The organism is Faunimonas sp. B44, from assembly GCF_052655945.1.
Map to the genome: position 1 here is coordinate 567,666 of NZ_JBQYEX010000001.1, position 18,876 is coordinate 586,541.

Annotated in this window: 18 protein-coding genes and 1 tRNA gene; 7 read left to right on the forward strand and 12 right to left on the reverse strand. The window is 71.0% G+C overall.

Annotated features, from left to right (window positions below; genetic code table 11):
* Positions 1-10: 10 nt before the first annotated feature.
* Positions 11-1,525 carry a glycerol kinase GlpK gene (gene glpK / locus ACUN0C_RS02730; RefSeq protein WP_445464774.1) on the forward strand — a complete coding sequence of 505 codons (1,515 nt, stop codon included), beginning with the start codon at positions 11-13 and terminating at the stop codon, positions 1,523-1,525.
* Between the two features lie 30 nt (positions 1,526-1,555).
* On the opposite strand, the gene ACUN0C_RS02735 is transcribed toward glpK, so the two are convergent.
* A complete protein-coding gene (locus tag ACUN0C_RS02735) occupies positions 1,556-2,242 on the reverse strand; it encodes a CBS domain-containing protein (protein WP_445464775.1) in 687 nt (228 codons plus the stop codon).
* A 189-nt stretch (positions 2,243-2,431) separates the two neighbouring features.
* Here ACUN0C_RS02735 and ACUN0C_RS02740 point away from each other — a divergent pair, with 189 nt between their 5' ends.
* Positions 2,432-3,271 (forward strand): universal stress protein, encoded by an 840-nt coding sequence (locus ACUN0C_RS02740; RefSeq protein ID WP_445464776.1) that lies wholly within the window; start codon positions 2,432-2,434, stop codon positions 3,269-3,271.
* 4 nt (positions 3,272-3,275) lie between these two features.
* Here the strand turns inward: ACUN0C_RS02740 and ACUN0C_RS02745 are convergent, their stop codons facing one another.
* The 8 genes from ACUN0C_RS02745 to ACUN0C_RS02780 form a co-directional block, all read right to left on the reverse strand.
* Positions 3,276-3,995 carry an LrgB family protein gene (locus ACUN0C_RS02745; RefSeq protein ID WP_445464777.1) on the reverse strand — a complete coding sequence of 240 codons (720 nt, stop codon included), beginning with the start codon at positions 3,993-3,995 and terminating at the stop codon, positions 3,276-3,278.
* A gap of 4 nt (positions 3,996-3,999) precedes the next feature.
* Positions 4,000-4,353 carry a CidA/LrgA family protein gene (locus tag ACUN0C_RS02750; RefSeq protein WP_445464778.1) on the reverse strand — a complete coding sequence of 118 codons (354 nt, stop codon included), beginning with the start codon at positions 4,351-4,353 and terminating at the stop codon, positions 4,000-4,002.
* 110 nt (positions 4,354-4,463) lie between these two features.
* Positions 4,464-5,357 carry an MBL fold metallo-hydrolase gene (locus ACUN0C_RS02755; RefSeq protein WP_445464779.1) on the reverse strand — a complete coding sequence of 298 codons (894 nt, stop codon included), beginning with the start codon at positions 5,355-5,357 and terminating at the stop codon, positions 4,464-4,466.
* A gap of 40 nt (positions 5,358-5,397) precedes the next feature.
* A complete protein-coding gene (locus tag ACUN0C_RS02760; RefSeq protein WP_445464780.1) occupies positions 5,398-7,260 on the reverse strand; it encodes a SulP family inorganic anion transporter in 1,863 nt (620 codons plus the stop codon).
* 49 nt (positions 7,261-7,309) lie between these two features.
* A complete protein-coding gene (locus ACUN0C_RS02765) occupies positions 7,310-8,977 on the reverse strand; it encodes a TIGR01244 family sulfur transferase (RefSeq protein WP_445464781.1) in 1,668 nt (555 codons plus the stop codon).
* 10 nt (positions 8,978-8,987) lie between these two features.
* Positions 8,988-9,434, reverse strand: a complete 447-nt coding sequence (locus ACUN0C_RS02770; RefSeq protein ID WP_445464782.1) for a DUF6691 family protein — start codon at positions 9,432-9,434, stop codon at positions 8,988-8,990.
* Positions 9,435-9,437: 3 nt separating this feature from the next.
* Positions 9,438-9,863, reverse strand: coding sequence for a YeeE/YedE family protein (locus ACUN0C_RS02775; RefSeq protein ID WP_445464783.1), 426 nt, complete (start codon positions 9,861-9,863; stop codon positions 9,438-9,440).
* Between the two features lie 70 nt (positions 9,864-9,933).
* Entirely contained in the window at positions 9,934-10,818 is an 885-nt protein-coding gene (locus ACUN0C_RS02780; RefSeq protein ID WP_445464784.1) for an MBL fold metallo-hydrolase, read from the reverse strand.
* A 100-nt stretch (positions 10,819-10,918) separates the two neighbouring features.
* Here ACUN0C_RS02780 and ACUN0C_RS02785 point away from each other — a divergent pair, with 100 nt between their 5' ends.
* Positions 10,919-11,230: an ArsR/SmtB family transcription factor gene (locus ACUN0C_RS02785; RefSeq protein ID WP_445464785.1), complete on the forward strand. Its 312-nt coding sequence runs from the start codon at positions 10,919-10,921 to the stop codon at positions 11,228-11,230.
* Positions 11,231-11,264: 34 nt separating this feature from the next.
* Here the strand turns inward: ACUN0C_RS02785 and ACUN0C_RS02790 are convergent, their stop codons facing one another.
* On the reverse strand, positions 11,265-12,023 hold the full coding sequence (locus tag ACUN0C_RS02790; RefSeq protein ID WP_445464786.1) for a glucosamine-6-phosphate deaminase: 759 nt from the start codon (positions 12,021-12,023) through the stop codon (positions 11,265-11,267).
* An 80-nt stretch (positions 12,024-12,103) separates the two neighbouring features.
* Between ACUN0C_RS02790 and ACUN0C_RS02795 the strand changes: the two genes are divergently transcribed.
* Together ACUN0C_RS02795 and ACUN0C_RS02800 are read left to right on the forward strand one after the other, a co-directional pair.
* Positions 12,104-12,577, forward strand: a complete 474-nt coding sequence (locus ACUN0C_RS02795; RefSeq protein ID WP_445464787.1) for a PaaI family thioesterase — start codon at positions 12,104-12,106, stop codon at positions 12,575-12,577.
* Between the two features lie 112 nt (positions 12,578-12,689).
* Entirely contained in the window at positions 12,690-15,056 is a 2,367-nt protein-coding gene (locus ACUN0C_RS02800; protein ID WP_445464788.1) for a xanthine dehydrogenase family protein molybdopterin-binding subunit, read from the forward strand.
* Between the two features lie 66 nt (positions 15,057-15,122).
* On the opposite strand, the gene ACUN0C_RS02805 is transcribed toward ACUN0C_RS02800, so the two are convergent.
* Entirely contained in the window at positions 15,123-16,193 is a 1,071-nt protein-coding gene (locus tag ACUN0C_RS02805; RefSeq protein ID WP_445464789.1) for a 4-oxalomesaconate tautomerase, read from the reverse strand.
* A complete protein-coding gene (locus tag ACUN0C_RS02810; protein ID WP_445464790.1) occupies positions 16,193-16,918 on the reverse strand; it encodes a PIG-L deacetylase family protein in 726 nt (241 codons plus the stop codon). The genes ACUN0C_RS02805 and ACUN0C_RS02810 overlap by 1 nt, the downstream gene beginning before the upstream one ends.
* Before the next feature lie 644 nt (positions 16,919-17,562).
* Between ACUN0C_RS02810 and ACUN0C_RS02815 the strand changes: the two genes are divergently transcribed.
* A tRNA-Ser gene (locus ACUN0C_RS02815) sits at positions 17,563-17,652 on the forward strand.
* Between the two features lie 387 nt (positions 17,653-18,039).
* On the forward strand, positions 18,040-18,876 hold the full coding sequence (locus ACUN0C_RS02820) for a DUF3883 domain-containing protein (protein WP_445464791.1): 837 nt from the start codon (positions 18,040-18,042) through the stop codon (positions 18,874-18,876).

Genomic DNA, 18,876 nt, shown 5'->3' on the forward strand with positions numbered 1-18,876 from the left:
GGGCCGGGCGATGACGGCCTTCGTTCTGGCGCTCGATCAGGGCACGACCTCGTCGCGCGCGATCCTGTTCGACGAGGCCGCGCGCATCGTCGCGGTCGACCAGCAGGAGTTCCCGCAGCATTTCCCGGCGCCCGGCCGGGTCGAGCACGATCCCGAGGACCTCTGGCGCACCACGCTGGAGACCGCGCGCGCCGCGATCGCGAAGGCCGGCGCGTCGGCCGCCCAGATCGCCGGCATCGGCATCGCCAACCAGCGCGAGACGGCGATCGTCTGGGACCGCCGGACCGGGCGCGCCATCCACCCTGCCATCGTCTGGCAGGACCGCCGGACGGCGGATCTCTGCGCCCGGTTGAAGGCCGAGGGGGCCGAGGCGGCCGTCACCGCGAAAACCGGGCTGATCCTCGATCCCTATTTCTCGGCGACCAAGATCGCCTGGATTCTGGCGAACGTGCCCGGCGCACGGGCGGCGGCCGAGGCCGGGCACCTCGCCTTCGGCACCGTGGACAGCTGGCTCCTTTGGCGGCTCACGGGCGGCCGCGTCCACGCCACAGACGTGACGAACGCCTCGCGCACGCTCCTCTACGACATCCATGCCCAGGACTGGGACGAGGGGCTGCTCGCGCTCTTCGGCATACCGAGGCGCATGCTGCCGGAGGTGCGCGATTGCGCCGCCGATTTCGGCGCCTGCGAGGCGGGGCTCTTCGGCGGGGCGATCGCCGTCCGGGGGATCGCCGGCGACCAGCAGGCCGCGACGATGGGCCAGGCCTGCTTCCGGCCGGGCATGGTGAAGTCGACCTACGGCACCGGCTGCTTCGCGGTGCTGAATACCGGCGCGGAGCCGGTGCGCTCCGCCAACAGGCTCCTGACGACGATCGCCTACCGCCTCGACGGCCGCGCCACCTATGCGCTGGAAGGCTCGATCTTCATCGCAGGCGCGGCGGTGCAGTGGCTCCGCGACGGCCTGAAGCTGATCGCGAGCGCGGAGGAGTCCGGGCAGCTCGCGGCCCTCGCCGATCCCGAGCAGGAGGTCGTCCTGGTGCCGGCCTTCACGGGGCTCGGCGCGCCGCATTGGGACGCAGACGCCCGCGGCGCCCTGTTCGGGCTGACGCGGGCGACCGGGCCGGCGGAGGTCGCGCGGGCCGCGCTCGACGCCGTGTGCTTCCAGACGCGCGACCTCATCGAGGCGATGCACAGGGACTGGCAGGGCCGCGGCGCGGAGACGGTGCTGCGCGTCGACGGCGGCATGGTGGCGAGCGAATGGACAATGCAGCGCCTAGCCGACATCCTCGACGCGCCCGTCGACCGCCCGGAGATCCTGGAGACGACGGCGCTCGGCGCGGCCTGGCTCGCCGGCCGCTCGGCCGGCCTCTGGCCCGACCAGGACGAGTTCGCGGCCCGGTGGCGGTGCGAGCGGCGCTTCCGGCCGGCGATGGCCGAACCCGTGCGCGCGCGGAAGGTCGAGGCCTGGCGCGACGCCGTGCGCCGGACGCTCCGGCGCGATCCGTCGGTCCCGGGTGCGGCCTGAAACGCGGCCGGCCCGGCCGCGCGCCGAGCCCTACTCGGGCGAGTAGGGGCGGACCATCAGGTTCTCGGTCACCTGGCGGACGCCGGGGGTCGATTCGGCCGCGACGCGGATTGCCCGCTTCTCCTCGGCGGAATTCACCATGCCCCAGATCTCGACCACGCCGTCATGGACGCCGACATTGGCGAGCCAGGGCATGCCCCAGGGCTGGGCCCGGATATGTGCCATGACGCTCTCGCGGATCTCCTGGTCGGTCGCCGCCGCGGCCGGCACGCTCACCGGCGCGCTGGCGAGCGCGCGGACGAGGTTGGAGCGGCTCACGATGCCGACGACGCGGCCGTCGCGGACGATCGGCAGGCGCTTCACGCCGTAGCGCTCCAGGCGGCTCGCGATCTCGGCAAGCGAGGTGGTCGGCTCAGCGGTGACGACGTCGCGGGTCATCACGTCGGCGACGCGCTGGCCGTGCGCCTTGACGTAGTCGTACCCGCTCGACGCGGTGTCGGTGAAGACGGAGAGCCACCAGGAGCGATGCCGCTCGGTGCCGAGCTCGTGGCGCCGCACGAGATCGCCCTCGCTCAGGATGCCCAGGAGCTTGCCCGTCGAATCGACGACCGGGACTGCGCTGATGCGGTGGCGGAGCAGGACGTCTGCGGCCTCCCGGACGGTCATGTCGGGCGGCACGGTAATCACGTCCGTGGTCATCACGTCGGCTGCGTTCATCTCAATCCTCCCAAAGTCTCGGCGGCGGCGAGGATAGGCCCCGACGCCGTTAAGGCAACTAGCCGCGGCGGCATTCGGCGTACTTGATCCAGCGCAAAGCCGCGCCGGAAGCCGGGCTTACGCTTGCCAGGTGCCGATGCGCGGCTAACGTCTGCGCGCGGACTCGGAATCAGCGGGGGAGAACGCGCAATGGTGGGGATTCGAACGGTCGGGCTCATCATGCCGGGAGCCGCGGCTGTCGCGCCGGCACTGGCCGCATGCCGGGCGGCGCTCGGCGGGGCGGGTGGCAGGGTCGTCGGCATCATGGTGACTCCGAGCGTGGTCTCCTATGCGCTCCCGGCCGAAGTCTCGATGCCGACCTTCATCGAGGCCCAGCTCCAGGCCAACGACCGAACGGCGCGCCGCGCGGAAGCGGAGCTTCGCAGGGAATGCGAGGCCGGCGGCCTGGAGTTCGAGTGGCATTGCAAGGATGTTGCCGATTACCGGGTGTCGATCCATGCCGGTCGCATGGCGCGCACCGTCGATCTGGTGATCGTGCCCCAGATCGGAGACGAGGAGGCGGTTGGCCACCACGACATCGACGAGGTGGTGTTCGAGGCGGGCCGGCCCGTGCTCGCCCTGCCGGCCGGATGGTCGGGGCCGGCGCTCGCCCGCCGCGTCGTGGTGGCGTGGGACGGTGGGCGCGAGGCCGCGCGCGCGGCCTTCGACGCGCTGCCGCTGCTCGAGCGGGCCGAAGCCGTCCGGGTCGTCGCGGTGCGCGAGGCCGATACCTCGCACGGGCCGAAATCGACGGCGGCGGACGCGCTGACGGCGGCGCTCGCGCGCCATGGCGTTCCGGCAGAGGCGGCGGCGGTCGAGCCGGGGCCGAGCGGAATCACGGCGACGCTCCTCGACCAGGCGGCCGCGTTCGGCGCGGACCTCATGGTCATGGGCTGCTACGGCCATTCGCGCATGCGGGAGATGATCCTCGGCGGCGTCACGCGCGACCTCCTGGCGAAGCCGCCGCTGCCGCTTCTCCTGTCCAACTGAAGCCCTAGCCGAGCAGCCGCACGATGAACGGCGCGATGAGCGCCGTCGCCAGCCCGTTGAGGGCCATGGCGAGCGCGGCGAAGGTGCCGGCGACCGGGTTCACCTGGAGCGCGCGGGCGGTGCCTATGCCGTGTGCCGCGAGGCCGACCGCGAGGCCGCGGGCGCGCCAGTCCCGGATGCGGAGCAGGTTCATCAGCGGCGTGACCAGCACCGCGCCGGTGATGCCGGTGGCGATGACGAGGACGGCGGTGAGCTCCGGCACGCCGCCGACCTCGCGCGCGACGCCCATCGCGATCGGCGCCGTCACCGATTTGGGCGCGATGGAGGCGATGAGCGCCGGGCTCCCGCCGAGCGCCGCGGCGATCAGCACCGCGCTCGCCACGCCGGTGACGGAGCCGACGAGCAGCGCGCCGAAGAGCGGGACGACGTTCCGCCTGATCTCGGCCCGGTAGCGGACGATCGGGATCGCCAGCGCGACGGTCGCCGGGCCGAGCAGGACGTGGATGAACTGCGCGCCGGCGAAATAGGTCGGGTAGTCGGTCCCGGTGCCGATCAGGACGGCGCCGACGATCGCAATCGTGATGAGCACGGGATTGGCGGCGGGGTGCCGGCCCGTCAGGGCGGCCAGCCGGTCGGCGGCCAGATAGGCGGCGAGCGTCAGCGTCAGCCAGAAGAGCGGTGAGCTCGCGAGGTAGACCCAGAAGGAGACCGGATCGCCGACCATCGCTTCAGTCCGTGCCGTCGCCGAACCAGCGCGCGAGCGCGAGGAAGGTGAGCGCGGTGACGGCAAGCGTCAGGATGGTGGAGAAGAGCAGCACGGCAAGGATCGGGAGCGCCTCCCGGCCGAGCAGGCCGAGATGCTGCAGCACGCCGACGCCGGCCGGGACGAAAAGCAGCGACAGGTGGCGGAGGAGCAGATCCGCAGTGTCCGCGACGGCCTCGTAGAGGGGCGGCCAGAGCCCGGCGAGAAGGGCGAACATCGCGAGCCCCAGCACGGGGCCCGGCACAGGAATGCCCGCGAAGCGGGCGAACGCCTCGCCTGCGAACTGGAACGCCACGATGAGCACGAAGGCCTGAAGCATGCCGCAGCCCCCTTGGTTCGACCGCCTCGGCGCAGTCAACCACAACGCCGTCGAAATGAAACGCCCGCAGCCGGGGCCGCGGGCGCTCCGTCTTCAGGCGGGCCGGGCGATCAGAAGCGGTTCGCCGGGATCTTCAGGTAGGCGTTGCCGTCGGATTCCGGGGCCGGCAGGCGGCCGCCGCGCAAATTGATCTGGAGCGCGTGCAGCATTCGGTCGGGCAGCGGCAGGGTGCGGTCGCGTTCCTCGCGCACCTTCACGAACTCGGCCTCGGAGACGCCGCCCTTCAGGTGCTTGTTGTCGCGCTTGTGCTCGGCGACCGTCGCCTCCCACATCGGCTCGCGGCCGCCCTGGCAGTAATCGTGGCCGACGAAGAGCCTCGTGTCGTCGGGCAGCGCGAGGAGCTGCTGGATCGAGCGATAGAGCACGGCAGCGTCGCCGCCCGGGAAATCCGCCCGCGAGGTGCCGGAATCCGGCACCATCAGCGTGTCGTGGACGAAGGCGGCGTCGCCGATCACGTAGGTGATCGAGCCGAGCGTGTGGCCGGGCGAGAGCATCACGCGCGCCTCGAGTTCGCCGATGCGGAAGGTGTCGCCGTCGGCGAACAGCCGGTCGAAGTCGCGGCGCGGATCGAACACGCCGTGCAGGTTGTAGAAGCCGGACCAGAGTTCGGCGATCTCCAGCACCTTGTCGCCGATCGCCTGCGGCGCGCCGAGCTTGTCCTTGAGATAGGCGGCAGCCATGACGTGGTCGGCATGCGGATGGGTGTCGAGGATCCACTCGACGGTCAGGCCGCGCTCCTTCACGAAGGCGACGATCTCGTCGGCCGATTTCGTGCTCGTGCGGGCGTGCTTGGGATCGAAGTCCCAGACGGCGTCGATGATGGCGGCCTTCTTCGTCGCCGGGTCGGCGACGACGTACTGGATGCTGCCGGTGTCCTTCTCGTAGAACCCGGTCACGTCCGGCGAACCGGGTCCGCGGGACGGGCTGGTGCGGGTCGTGCTCATCGTCATCTCCTCAGGGTTTGGATCTGCGCGGTGCGGCCGGTCAGCCGGCTGCTGAAACGCGGTTTTGGGGTGGGCAGCCGGGCGGGGTCCGGCTCGCCAGGCGGGGCGCTTCGCCGCCGCGCGCCAGCCGCGCCGTCTGCGGGTCGAGCGCGGCGATGGCGTGGAACTGGCTGAGAAAGACCTCGCCCGTCAGATCGTGCAGGAAGTGGCTCCGCTGCAGCCGGTCCATCACGGGGCCCTTCACCTCCGAAAGGTGGAAGGTGACGCCGAGATCCTTCAGGCGCTGGTTGATCGCCTCCAGGCTCTCCAGGGCGCTGGCGTCGATCTCGTTCACCGCGGTGCACATCAGGACGACGTGCTTCAGCTCGGGCCGGTCGGCAACGAGGTCGTAGAGCTTGTCCTCCAGATAGCGGGCATTGGCGAAGTAGAGGCTCTCGTCGACGCGTACGCTCAGGATCGCGTCGCTGGTCGCCACCTCGTGCCGGAGCACGTTGCGGAAATGCTCGGTGCCGGGGACTAGGCCGACGACCGCCATGTGAGGGCGGCTGCTGCGGTAGAGGAAGAGCAGGATCGACAGCGCGACGCCGGCCGTCACGCCCGCCTCCACGCCGACGAGCAGCGTCACGAGGATCGTCGCCGCCACCGCCGCAAAATCCGCCTTGGCATAGGACCAGGTGCGGCGGAGCACGGAGAAATCGACGAGCGACAGAACGGCGACGATGATCGTCGCGGCGAGCGTCGCCTGGGGCAGGAAATGGAGCGCCGGCGTCAGGAACAGGGTGGCGAGCGCGATGCCGACCGCGGTGTAGGCGCCGGCCGCCGGGGTCTCCGCGCCGGCGTCGTAATTGACGACGGAGCGTGCGAATCCGCCCGTGACCGGGTAGCCGCCCGAGACGCCCGAGGCGATGTTCGACGCGCCAAGCGCGATCAGCTCCTGGTCCGGGTCGATGCGCTGCCGGCGCTTGGCGGCGAGCGTCTGCGCGACCGACACCGATTCCACGAAGCCGATCACGCTGATGAGCGCCGCCGACCCGGCGAGCGAGATCCAGAGGTCCGGATCGAGCGAGGGCATGGTCGGGCTCGGCAGGCCGCTCGGGACGTTCCCGACGAGCCGGACGCCCGTCTCGGCGAGTCCGAGGCTCCACGCGGCGAGCGTGGTGGCCGCCACCGCGACGACCGGGCCGGCCTTGGTGGCGACGTCCGCCAGGCGCGGCGAAAGGCCGAGGCGGACGAGGAGCGGCTTCATGCCCTTACGCACCCAGAACAGGAAGCCGAGGGCCGAAAGGCCCACGATGACCGTCGGCAGGTTGATCGCCCCGATCGAGGAGGCGAGCGACAGGACGATCTCGGGCAGGGTCTCGCCGGAGGCGCTGACGCCGAGGATGTGCTTCAGCTGGCTTGCGGCGATGATGATGCCGGAGGCGGTGATGAAGCCGGCGATCACCGGGTGGCTCAGGAAGTTGGCGAGGAAGCCGAGCCGGAGCAGGCCCATCCCGGTCAGGATGAGGCCGGACAGGATGGCGAGCACGATCGCCGCCGCGAGGTATTCCGGGCTGCCCTGTGCCGCTACCTTGCCGACGGCTGCCGCCGTCATCAGCGAGACCACGGCGACCGGGCCGACGGCGAGCGTCCGGCTCGTCCCGAAGAGCGCGTAGGCCACGAGCGGCAGGATGCTCGCATAGAGGCCGATCTCGGGCGGCAGCCCGGCGAGCAGCGCATAGGCGAGCGACTGCGGGATCAGCATGATCGTGACGATCACCGCCGCGACCAGGTCGTTGGTGAGGACGTGCCGGTCGTAGCCGCGCGCCCAGCCGATGATCGGCAGGTAGCGCTGCAGACCCTTGCCTTTCGGTCTGGACGTCCCGACCGTGCGCGGCGGGGCCGCCTCGGGCGAGCCATTCATTGCGATGCTCCAGTGCGATGGATTGCCCGGACCGGCCGGGCATCGGGGCTCACATGCCGAGCCGCTCGGGCCTGGCGAGGTACTCCCGCCCCTTCAGCATGGCCTGCCAGTAGATCGGCGGCAGGATGCGCTCCTTGAGGTACCACGCGAGCCGGCTCGGCTTGGTCCCGTCGATCACCCATTTCGGGAAGGTCGGCAGCAGCTTGCCGCCATAGCCGAACTCGGCGAGCACGATCTTGCCGCGCTCCACCGTCAGCGGGCACGAGCCGTAGCCGTCATAGGCGGCGGCATGCGCGACCTTGCCGATGTCGAAGAGGACGTTCTCGGCGACCACCGGCGCCTGCTTGCGCGCCGCCGCGGCGGTCTTGGCGTTCGGCATGCCGCCGACGTCGCCGAGCGCGTAGACGTTGGCGTAGCGCTTGTGGCGGAGGCTCGTCGGGTCGACGTCGACCCATCCGGCGGCGTCGGCAAGCGGGCTCACGCGAATGAAGTCGGGCGCCTTCTGCGGCGGACAGACATGGATCATGTCGAACCGCTTCTCGACCGTCTCCTCGCCCTCAGGCGTGGTCGTCCGGAACCACGCCGTCCTCGACGGGCCGTCGATGCGGACGAGGTCGTGCCCGAAGCGGAGATCGATCCCGTAGGTCTTCACGTACTCCATGAGGGCGGGGACGTATTCCTTCACCCCGAAGAGCGCCGCGCCGGCATTCAGGAACTCGATGTCGATGTTCTTCAGGACGCCGGCGCGCCGCCAATGGTCGGCGGAGAGGTACATGACCTTCTGCGGCGCCCCGGCGCACTTGATCGGCATGGGCGGCTGGGTGAACAGCGCGCGGCCGGCCTTCAGCTCCTGCACGAGCTTCCAGGTGTAGGGCGCGAGGTCGTAGCGGTAGTTCGAGGTCACGCCGTTCCGGCCGAGCGTCTCCGGAAGCCCCTCGATCGCGTCCCAGTCGACCTTCAGGCCGGGGGCGACGATGAGGTGCTCGTATCGCACGACCCGGCAGCCTTCCACGATCAGCGCGTTGGCGTCCGGTTCGAAGGCGACGACCGCCTCGTTGATCCAGGTGACGCCGGCCGGCAGCACGTCCGCCATGTCGCGCCGGGTCTCCTCCGGGCGGAACACGCCGCCGCCGACCAGCGTCCAGCCGGGCTGGTAATAGTGCACGGTCGACGGGTCGATGAGCGCGATGTCGAGGCTGTCGTCGCGATGGAGGAGGCTCGCGGCCACTGCGATGCCGGCGGCGCCGCCGCCGACGATCACGATCTGGTGGCTGCTCTCCGCCATGTCGGTCGGCACGCGGCCGAGATTGGCGATGCGCCGGACGGCGCCGCTCATGTCGTAGCCGGCGGCCCTGGCGCGGGCGAGGATGTCCGGCACCGGGCGCTTGCCGGCCTGCGACAGCGACCACAGGGTGGCGGAGCGCGTGCCCGTGCGGCAATAGGCGATCACCGGCTTCGGGAGCTCGGCCATGGCCTTCTCGAACTCGGCGACGTTCTCATCCGACACCTTGCCCGGCACGACGGGCAGGTAGCGGGCTTCCAGACCGTTCGCCTCGGCCGCGCGGCGGATTTCCTCGAAGGTCGGCTGGTCGGCGCCCTCGCCGTCCGGGCGGTTCACGACGACCGAACGGAAACCGGCGGCGGCGATTTCGGCCATGTCCGACGGCTCGAGCTGCGGCCGGACCGCGATCTCGTCTGTGATGAACTTGTGCTCCATGGAATCCTCCTCAGGCGCGCTCGGCGGAGAGCGAGCCGCTCGTTATGGCCTTTGTCGGGACCTGGCGGGCGAGCCACATGCCGGCCAGCATGGCCGGGACGAAGACGAGGGTGCCGGTCGCGGCGAGCGGCAGCGCGGTGAGCGCCGGACCGGGACAGAAACCCCCGAGGCCCCAGCCGAGGCCGAACATGGCGGCGCCGGCGAGCAGCCGCGGGTCGAGATCCTGCCGTGTCGGCAGCTCGAATCGGCTGCCGAGGAGCGGCACCTGCCGCGTCCAGGTGAGCCGGTACCCTACGAAGGCGACGAGCACGGCGCCGCCCATCACGAAGGCGAGGCTCGGGTCCCAGGTGCCGAACAGGTCGAGGAAGTTCAGCACCTTTGCCGGGTTCGCCATGCCCGAGACGACCAGCCCGAGGCCGAACAGCAGGCCGGTTGCGTAGCCGATGGCGTTGCGCATGGATCAGGCTCCCATCAGGTGGCGCGTCACGAACACGGTCGCGATCGCAATTGCCATGAAGGTCAGGGTGGCGGCGACGGAGCGGATCGAGAGGCGCGACATGCCGCACACGCCGTGGCCGCTGGTGCAGCCGTTGCCGAGCACCGACCCGAAGCCGACGAGGAGGCCGGCGATTCCCATCAAGACGTAGTTGGTCGAAACCGTCTGCTCGACGGGCGCGCCGGTCGCGAACTGCGCCAGGAGCGGGGCGGAGAAAATGCCGAGGATGAAGGCGATGCGCCATCCCCGGTCCTCCGCGAGCGGAGGAAGCAGGCGGCTGACGATGCCGCTGATGCCGGCGATCCGGCCCATGAAGAGCATGAGCAGGACGGCCGAAAGGCCGATCAGCATGCCCCCTAGGGTGGAGGCGACGGGCGTGAATTCGGTCATTGTCGTTCCGGATCGTTATTCGTCGGGCGGAAGAAGTCCGGCGCGGCGATGGCCGCGCCGGCTTCGCCGATCAGGCGTTGAGCGGCTGCTCGACGAGCCTGACCGGCAGCTTCAGGTAATGGACGCCGTTCGCCTCCGCCTCCGGGAACTTGCCGGCGCGGATGTTGGTCTGGATGGACGGCAGGAGCAGGAGCGGCGCGGCGAGCCCGGCGTCGCGCTGGCGCCGCCACGCCACGAACTCCTCCTTGGTGCGGCCGGCGAGGTGCACGTTCTTCTTCTCCTCGGCGACGGTGGTCTCCCAGGCATAGGCGTCTCGGCCCGGGGCCTTGTAGTCGTGGCACATGAAGAGCCGCGTCTCGTCGGGCAATGCGAGCAGGCGCTGCATGGAATCGTAGAGCTGGTCGGCGTCGCCGCCCGGGAAATCGGCGCGCGCCGTCCCGTAGTCCGGCATGAACAGCGTGTCGCCCACGAACACCGCGTCCGCGATCCGGTAGGCGACGTCGGCCGGCGTATGCCCTGGCACGAAGATCACCTCGGCCTCCAGGGCGCCGATCCGGAACCGCTCGCCGTCGGCGAAGAGGCGGTCGAACTCGGAGCCGTCGCCGGAGACGTCGGTGAGGTTGAAGACCGGCCGGAAAATGCGCTGGACGTCGCGGATGTGTTCGCCGATCCCGACCCTCGCCCCCGTCTTGAGCTTCAGATAAGGGGCGGCGGACAGGTGGTCGGCATGGGCGTGCGTCTCGAGGATCCACTCGACCGTCACGGCTTCCTCCGCGGCGCCGGCGAGGATCGCGTCCGCCGAGGCGGTGGAGGCCTTGCCGGAGCGGTGATCGAAATCGAGGACGGGATCGACGATGGCGCCCTTAGCGGTCGCCCGGTCCCACACCAGATAGCTTATCGTGTTCGTCGGCTCGTCGAAGAAGGCCCGGATGGCGAGCGCATCTGTCCTGCTCATGGTTTCAGCTCCCCAGCTGCGGCCGAACGGTCGGCCATTCGGTGTGGACCTATATATTAGCACATGCTAAATTAGCAATACATAAATCCGAGGACGTTCCATGACCCTTCAAGATGCGCTGGACCCGCTCGAGGCGAAGGCCGAAGAGGCGGTCGCGATGCTCCGCCTGCTGGCCAACGAGAAGCGCCTTCTGATCCTCTGCAGGCTCGCCGGCCAAGGCGAGATGTCGGTGACCGCGCTCGCCGAGGCGGTGCGGCTCAGCCAGTCTGCACTGTCCCAGCATCTGGCGAAGCTCCGCGCGGACGGGCTGGTGAGGTCGCGCCGAAGCGCGCAGACGCTCTACTACCGCGTCGGCGACCCGCGCGTGGCGAAGCTGCTCGAGACGCTGCAGGACATCTACTGCCCGACCTGAGCGCCGCCCGGGCCGCCCGCCGCTCCGCACCGCCTCAGGCCGGATCGGCGTAGTCCTCGCTGCGCCGCAGCCGCGCGGCCGCGGCCTGGTCGAGGACGACGCGGACCCGCGGGTGCAGCTGGAGCGCGCTTGCCGGGCACATCGCGGTGACGGGCCCCTCGATCATGCGCGCGACCGCATCCGCCTTCGCCGCTCCCGTCGCCAGGAGCACGATCTTCCGGCTCTCCAGGATGGTGCCGATGCCGACCGTGACGGCATGGTCCGGCACCGTGCCCGCACCGTCCTGCTCTCCGGCGTTCGCGGCCATCGTCGTGCGGGTCAGGCGTCTCAGGCGGCTGCGCGAGCCGAGGCTCGAGCCCGGCTCGTTGAAGGCGATGTGGCCGTTGTCGCCGATGCCGAGGAAGCAGAGCGCGAAGCCGCCGGCCCGCGCGATCTCGGCCTCGTAGCGGAGCGCCTCCGCCTCCGGGTCGGCCGCGTCGCCGCGGATCAGTCCCTCCCGGCGCGCCGCGATTCCGATCCGGTCGAAGAGATGGCGCCGCAGGAAGGCGTTGAAGGACGCCGGGTGGTCGGGCGGCAGCCCGGCATATTCGTCCAGCATGAAGGGCAGGACGCGGCCGAACGAGAGCCCGCCCTCCGCGGCCCTGGCAGCCAGCCGGTCGTAGACCGCGACGGGCGTGCGCCCGGTCGGGAACGCGATCGCGGCGGGCGCCGCCAGCGACGCGATCTCGGCCGCGATGAGCTCGGCGGTCCGGGCCGCGGCATCGTCCGCGGATGCAAAGATGGCGACTCGCATCGTCCTCCCGATCGGCGCTGGCCCCGGCGTCGAACGCGGGCTATGCAACGCCCCGGCTGACCTCTGGAGAGACGATCGAGATGCAGCACGGTTCCGTTACCGCCGAGGATCTGCGCGCAGCCGGCTGGGAGACCATCCCCGAGGAGGGCTTCCTCGGCCATGTCGGCCCCCTGTGGCAGTGGACCGGCGCGGACGGCCCGCGCTTCGGCTTCATCGCCGAGCCGAAGCATCACAACAAGCGCGGCGTCGTGCAGGGCGGCATGCTGATGACCTTCGCCGACCGCTCGATGGCGCTCGCCGGCCGGGCGATCACCGGAAACATGCCGCAGGCCACCATCCAGCTCGACATCCATTTCGTATCGGCGGTGGACATCGGCGAGTTCGTCGAATCGCGGGCCGAGGTCGTGCGGCGGACGAGCTCGCTGCTCTTCATCCGGGGCACCCTCAGCGTCGGCGACCGGATCGTGGCAACCGGCAACGGCATCTGGAAGGTGATGCGCCCCGAGCGCGGGAAGCCGGCGGGCGCCGCCGGCATGCAACCGGCCGAACCGTAGGGGTCCCCTCCGAGGACCCGGCGGCGGCTGGCACTTGCCGCCCCCCTCCGCTAAACGGGCCGGGCTGCCAAGGCGGCCGTCCGGCGCCGCGTTCACTGCTCCGAGAATCCCGATGGAACGACACGACGAACGCGACCTCACCGCGAGTGATGCTGCTCACCCTGCTGCCTCCGGCCCGGCCATGCGCCATGCCCGCGCCGAGCGGGCCGACGAGCGCTTCGTGCGGGGCAGGGGCCGGTACACCGACGACATCAACCTGCCGGGGCAGCTCCATGCCGCCTTCCTGCGCGCGCCCTTCGCCCACGGCGAGCTGAAATCGGTCGACGTCGAGGCCGCCCGGGCGGTCGAGGGGGTCGTGGCGGTCTACACCGCCGGGGACGTCCAGCGCGCCGGCTTTCGCGGGTCCCGGTCGAACGTCCCGCCGCCGGGCGCGACCGGCTTCTTCCACAATCCGCCCCGCCCGCTGCTCGCCGCCGGCCGCGTCCGGCACGTCGGAGAGGCGATCGCTATGGTGGTGGCGCGCAGCCGTGCGATCGCCGAGGAGGCGGCCGAGCAGATCGCGCTCGATTTCGACACGCTCCCGGCCGTGATCGACCCGCTCGCGGCGATGGCGGCGGACGCCCCGCAGATCTGGCCGGAGGCGCCCGGAAACGTCAGCTTCGAATGGCATGCCGGCGATGCGGAGGCCGTGGCCGCCGCCATGGAGCGCGCGCTCCGCGTCGCCCATGTGCGGCTCGTCATTCCGCGCGTCGCCGGCAATCCGCTCGAGCCGCGAAGCGCGATCGGCCAGTACGACCCGCAGTCGGGCCGCTATACGCTCCACAGCGGATCGCAGGGCGCGCCGGCGCTCCGCGACGGCGTCGCCGAGATGCTGCCCGACCTGCCGCCGAACGGGCTGCGGGTGATCACGCCCGACGTCGGCGGCGGCTTCGGGCTGAAGACCTCGCCCTATCCCGAGCATGCCCTCCTTCTCTTTGCCGCGCGCGAAACGGGTGCTCCCGTCAAGTGGACGGCGAGCCGCGGCGACAGCTTCCTTTCCGACAATCACGGGCGCGACAGCGTGGTCGAAGGCTGGCTGGCGGTCGATGCCGACGGCCGCTTCCTGGCCTTGCGCGCGGAGGTCGTGGGCGTGCTCGGCGCCTATCTCTCGCGTGCCGGCACCATCGTGGCGACGCGGCACATCGCCTCCGGCCTCGCCGGGCCTTACAGGACGCCGCTCATCGCGGTGCGGTCGCGCGGCGTCTTCGCCAACACCATGTCGACCGGCCCCTATCGGGGCGCCGGGCGGCCCGAATCCTCCTATCTCGCCGAGCGGCTCATCGAGGAGGCGGCGCGCGAACTGCAGGTTGATCCGGTCGAGCTCCGGCGGCGCAACCTCATCGCGCCGGAGCAGGTCCCGTACCGGACGCCGCTCGGCCACCTCTACGACAGCGGCGACTTCGGCGCGCTGCTCGACAAGGGGCTCGCCGAGGCCGACTGGGCCGGCTTCGCCGCGCGCCGCGCGGCTTCGGAGGCGCAAGGCAAGCTGCGGGGCAGGGGGCTCGCGCTCTTTCTCGAGATCGCCGGCGGCATCCTGGACGAGACGGCGGAGATCCGGATCTCCGCCGACGGCCTGGTCGAGCTCCGCACCGCCTCGCAGTCGAACGGCCAGGGCCACGACCGCAGCCTCAGCGCGGCCGCCGCCCGCATCCTGCAGATCCCGCAGGAGAGGATCGTGGTGATCGAGGGTGACACCGACGAGACGCCGGGCGGGCCGCCGAGCGTCGCCTCGCGCTCGGCCATGATGACGGGGGGCGCGATCGTCGCGCTCTGCCGCACGGTGATCGAGCGGGCGCGCCGCGCGGCCGCCGAGGAGATGGAGGTCGCCGAAGGCGACCTCGACTATGCCGACGGCGCCTTCACGGTGCGCGGCACCGACCTCCGGCTCGGCCTCCTCGACCTGGCGGCGCGCCTGCGGGCGCGCGGCGAGGGTGCCGTTACGCTCGACGGCACGGAGAGCATTGCGGCGGACCACCCGACCTTCCCGAGCGGCTGCCACGTCGCCGAGGTCGAGATCGACCGCGAGACGGGCAGCCTGTCGGTGGTGGCGTACACGGCGATCGAGGACGTCGGCACGGTGCTGAACGAGGCTGCGGTGGAAGGCCAGATCATGGGCGGCGTCACGCAGGGGCTCGGCGAGACCCACCTCGAGGCCTGCCTCTACGATGCGGACGGCCAGCTCGTGACGGGCTCGTTCAACGATTACGCCATGCCGCGGGCCTGGGACGTGCCGGCGTTCCGGCTCGGCTTCTCCCCGACTCTGAGCCCGGCCACCCCGCTCGGCGCCAAGGGCGCGGGCGAGGCCGGCACGACGGGGGCGCTGCCCGCCATCATGAACGCCGTGAACGACGCGCTCGCCTCGGCGGGCGCGGCCCCGGTCGACATGCCGGCCAAGCCCGAGATCCTGCTGCGGCGCCTGCGCGAGGCGGCGAACGGGTAGCGGCGGGCCGGGGGGCGGCCCGGCCGCGCCGTTCAGACGTAGAGGGGGGCGGCCCGGCCGCGCCGTTCAGACGTAGACGGTGCCGTCGAAGAGCTTGCGGGCGGTCCGGAGGATCGCGGCGCGCTCCACGCTCCCGGCCTCGTCGAGATCGACCACGACCGTCATCTCGCCCGTCGGATGCTCGACGGAGAGCGCCTTCCGCCGGCCGGGCGGGACGACGGCGCGGCTCGCGCCGGGGCTTCCCGGCAGGAGGCAGGCGGTCGCGACGCTGACGGCGCCGAGCACGCCGATCGTGGAATGGCAGCGGTGCGGGATGAAGGTCCGCGTGGCGATCGCGCCGCCGGCCTTCGGCGCCGAGACCATCGTCATCTTCGGGACCGACTTCTCCCCGACGTCGCCGAGATTCATCATCGGCCCGGCGGCGAGCCGGATCGCCTCGATCCTCGCCCTCAGCGCAGCGTTCGCCTCCAGCGCCTCCGGCGCCTCGTCGCCCGCGATGCCGAGATCGGAGGCGCGCATCACCACGCAGGGCATGCCGTTGTCGATGAGCGTCGCCTCCACCCCCTCGATGACGTCGACGGCGTTCCCCGTCGGCAGCAGCGCGCCGCAGGAGGATCCGGCCGTGTCCCTGAAGGCGATCGGGACCGGCGCGGCGCCGCCCGGCACGCCGTCGATCCGCGCCGCGCCGTCGTAGCGGGGCTCGCCCGCCGGCGTCTCCACCGTGGCGACCGCCACCTGGCCGGTGTTCTCCATGTGGATCGCGACGTCGGTCGTCTCGCCGGCCGCCTTCACCAGCCCGCGCTCGATCGCGAACGGGCCGACGCCGGCCAGGATGTTGCCGCAGTTCTGCGCGTCGGTGACGATCGGGCGGTCGACGAAGACCTGCAGGAAGAGGTAGTCGACGTCGACCCCCGGGCGCTCCGACCGCCGAACCACCGCCACCTTGGAGGTGAGCGGGTCGGCGCCGCCCATGCCGTCGATCTGGCGCGGGTCGGGCGAGCCCATGACGCGCAGCAGCAGCCGGTCGCGCGCGGCCGGGTCCGACGGCAGATCGGCGGCGAGGAAATACGCGCCCTTCGAGGTCCCGCCCCGCATCCACATGAAGGGCAGGCCACGCTGCAGGTGCGGCTTCGCCATCAGAGCTCGTCCACGGTGCGCGGGAAGATCGACTGGAACGCCTCGGCGTAGCGCGCCGGCCGGCCGCCGGCCTGGCCGCCCGAGTTCCGCCGGAACTGGTTGGCGCGGTTCTCCGCGACGTTCGTGTAGTAGCCCCAGAGGTGCTCCTGGCCTTCCATGCACTCGATCGCGGCGCGCTTCTTGTCCCAGACCTCCGTGATGTCGAGGATGGTGTCCGGCTTCCAGCCGCACTGCTCGCTCTGGTGCGGCTCGAACAGATAGAGCTGCGGCGCGCCGAGCACTTTCTCGCCCGGATTGTGGCCCCAGGCCTGTGCGATCATCCGGCATTCGAGCGCGACCTTCGTCGCGTAGGGATGGTCGGTGTTGTACGGGTCGTCGAGCGAGTGCGAGAGCATGAATTTCGGCTGCACCTTGCGGATCACGTCCACCAGCCGGAACTTGGCGTCGCGGTCGAGATCGAGCGGGTAGTCGCCGAGGTCGAAGAAGACCATGTCGCCGACGCCGAGCGCCTTGCCGGCGGCCTCCGCCTCGCGGCGCCGCGCCTTCTTCACCTTGTCGAGCGTGACGTCCGGCTCCTTCCACAGCTTGGCGCTCTCGCCGCGCTCGCCGAAGGAGAGGCAGACGACGGTGACGTCGTAGCCCTTCTGGGCGTGGAGCGCGATGGCGCCCCCGCAGCGCCAGACGAAATCGGCGGCATGCGCGCTGATGACGAGTGCGGTCGGCATTCGGTTTCCTTGTCGTTCACGGTGAGTCTTCTCCGGTGCACCCCGGCGGGCGCCCGACAGCCTGGCCGTGCATGGACCGGCCGCCCCGGGCCGTCAACATCGGGGAGGCGGGAGGCAACTGCGCGATCGCACGGCCCGCCAGGCTCCGCAGGCCGCCGCGGTGCGGCGGGCACGCGGTTGCGGGCAGGGGCGCCGGAAGCCCGTGAGACGAAGCCCGCCCTGGCGATGAGGTGAAAGCGGCCACGGGACGTCCCTGGAAACCCGACCCGCGGCACGCTCGCCTTCGGCGGAGGCAAGCCCGGAACGTCTCCGACCGGCCAGCCCCTCACGCGTTCTCGCGGGAAGGGGGCAGGGGCTCCTTGCAGGGAGGCTGCGAGGGCGGCGTCGCCGGAGGCTCCGCCCCCCTCGGGCAGCGCGCGAAGTCTCTTGGGCAGGCGCGGCAAACCGGTCGGGCAGGCGCGCGAAGCCTCCAGTGCGGGCAAGCGGCCCCCGCGCTCGGCAGGCGTGCGAAGGCTCTCGGGCGGGCGCGCCACGCCCGTTCGGACGCGTTCGCGAAGGCCCCGTATGAGCGCGCGAAGTCCCTTGTCGGATGCATTTCAAGCGTCTAGATAGCGCCTGCCTCGTGCCACGCGCTTTCTCATTGCGGAGGGGTGCCGGAGTGGTCGATCGGGGCGGTCTCGAAAACCGTTGTACGGGCAACCGTACCGGGGGTTCGAATCCCTCCCCCTCCGCCACATTCAGATACTGAATCCGTCCAGGGGCCCCGATTGGGGCCTTTTTTCTTTTTGTTTCAAAGGGCGTTGGCAGGGCCATCCGCCCTTCGGAGACTGGGCGCTTGCCGAAGAATGGGCCTCCGAATGGCCCGTGTCTCTCTTCGAGCGCCCCTCGATGGCGGCGGGACGGCGTGAAACATCCTCGCATTTCCAATGGGTTGCTGCGTTCATGGGTTCGCCCGTTCGCGAGATAATCCGGTGACGGAGACTGACACGAAGGCGCAGGGCGGCCAGAAGGACGGCTCCGTGGCGGCCGATCCCCAAGTCCGGCGGAAGCGTCCGAAGCGAGCGAGGACCCTGCCAGAAGTCTCTGATGACAAACAGACTTCGCGCCCATAGCCTGGCGCAATGTCGAACGGGCCCTGGACGGATGAAGAGAACGACCTGATCGTCGCGGATTACTTCGCGATGCTGGCCGATGACATCTCCGCGCGCCGCTACAGCAAGGCCGAGCACCGCCGCGCGCTGCTGCCTCTGCTGAACGACCGGTCCGAGGGGTCCGTCGAGTTCAAGCACCAGAACATCAGCGCGGTGCTGAAGGGGCTCGGCGAGGACTGGATCCCCGGCTACAAGCCCGCGTTCAACTTCCAGATGACGTTGGTGGATGCTGTGGCGCGGTGGCTGGCGCTGAACCCGGCCTGGCTCGGGCGCCAATCGGGGCTGCAAACCGCCGCTGGCCTACGCGAGGCGGCGCAGATCTGGATCGGACCGCCGCCGACGCTGTCGAACCAGCCGCCCCCGCAGGAGCTGGACCAGATGCTGCACATCGCCCGCAAGTTCGACGTGGCGGGCCGGGACGAGCGCAACCGGGCCCTCGGACGCGCGGGCGAGGAGCGCGTGCTGGCGCATGAGCGCGCGGCCTTGCGGACGGCAGGACGGGACGATCTGGCGCGCAAGGTGCGCTGGGTGTCGGAGGAGGATGGCGACGGCGCGGGCTATGACATCGCGAGTTTCGCCCCGGACGGGCTCCCGCGGCTGATCGAGGTCAAGACCACGAACGGATGGGAGCGCACGCCCTTCCACATCACCCGCAACGAACTGGCCGTGGCCGAGGAGCGCCGGTCGGAATGGCGCCTGTTTCGGCTTTGGAATTTTTCGCGCGAGCCGAAGGCGTTCGAACTGCACCCGCCACTGGACGCGCATGTCTCGCTGACCGCGACGACGTTTCAGGCGAGCTTTCACTGA

Excerpts from the sequence above, each read along its gene's own strand:
- glpK (WP_445464774.1), top strand. The coding sequence starts at position 11 with ATGACGGCCTTCGTTCTGGCGCTCGATCAGGGCACGACCTCGTCGCGC.
- ACUN0C_RS02735 (WP_445464775.1), bottom strand. The coding sequence starts at position 2,242 with ATGAACGCAGCCGACGTGATGACCACGGACGTGATTACCGTGCCGCCC.
- ACUN0C_RS02740 (WP_445464776.1), top strand. The coding sequence starts at position 2,432 with ATGGTGGGGATTCGAACGGTCGGGCTCATCATGCCGGGAGCCGCGGCT.
- ACUN0C_RS02745 (WP_445464777.1), bottom strand. The coding sequence starts at position 3,995 with ATGGTCGGCGATCCGGTCTCCTTCTGGGTCTACCTCGCGAGCTCACCG.
- ACUN0C_RS02750 (WP_445464778.1), bottom strand. The coding sequence starts at position 4,353 with ATGCTTCAGGCCTTCGTGCTCATCGTGGCGTTCCAGTTCGCAGGCGAG.
- ACUN0C_RS02755 (WP_445464779.1), bottom strand. The coding sequence starts at position 5,357 with ATGAGCACGACCCGCACCAGCCCGTCCCGCGGACCCGGTTCGCCGGAC.
- ACUN0C_RS02760 (WP_445464780.1), bottom strand. The coding sequence starts at position 7,260 with ATGAATGGCTCGCCCGAGGCGGCCCCGCCGCGCACGGTCGGGACGTCC.
- ACUN0C_RS02765 (WP_445464781.1), bottom strand. The coding sequence starts at position 8,977 with ATGGAGCACAAGTTCATCACAGACGAGATCGCGGTCCGGCCGCAGCTC.
- ACUN0C_RS02770 (WP_445464782.1), bottom strand. The coding sequence starts at position 9,434 with ATGCGCAACGCCATCGGCTACGCAACCGGCCTGCTGTTCGGCCTCGGG.
- ACUN0C_RS02775 (WP_445464783.1), bottom strand. The coding sequence starts at position 9,863 with ATGACCGAATTCACGCCCGTCGCCTCCACCCTAGGGGGCATGCTGATC.
- ACUN0C_RS02780 (WP_445464784.1), bottom strand. The coding sequence starts at position 10,818 with ATGAGCAGGACAGATGCGCTCGCCATCCGGGCCTTCTTCGACGAGCCG.
- ACUN0C_RS02785 (WP_445464785.1), top strand. The coding sequence starts at position 10,919 with ATGACCCTTCAAGATGCGCTGGACCCGCTCGAGGCGAAGGCCGAAGAG.
- ACUN0C_RS02790 (WP_445464786.1), bottom strand. The coding sequence starts at position 12,023 with ATGCGAGTCGCCATCTTTGCATCCGCGGACGATGCCGCGGCCCGGACC.
- ACUN0C_RS02795 (WP_445464787.1), top strand. The coding sequence starts at position 12,104 with ATGCAGCACGGTTCCGTTACCGCCGAGGATCTGCGCGCAGCCGGCTGG.
- ACUN0C_RS02800 (WP_445464788.1), top strand. The coding sequence starts at position 12,690 with ATGGAACGACACGACGAACGCGACCTCACCGCGAGTGATGCTGCTCAC.
- ACUN0C_RS02805 (WP_445464789.1), bottom strand. The coding sequence starts at position 16,193 with ATGGCGAAGCCGCACCTGCAGCGTGGCCTGCCCTTCATGTGGATGCGG.
- ACUN0C_RS02810 (WP_445464790.1), bottom strand. The coding sequence starts at position 16,918 with ATGCCGACCGCACTCGTCATCAGCGCGCATGCCGCCGATTTCGTCTGG.
- ACUN0C_RS02820 (WP_445464791.1), top strand. The coding sequence starts at position 18,040 with ATGTCGAACGGGCCCTGGACGGATGAAGAGAACGACCTGATCGTCGCG.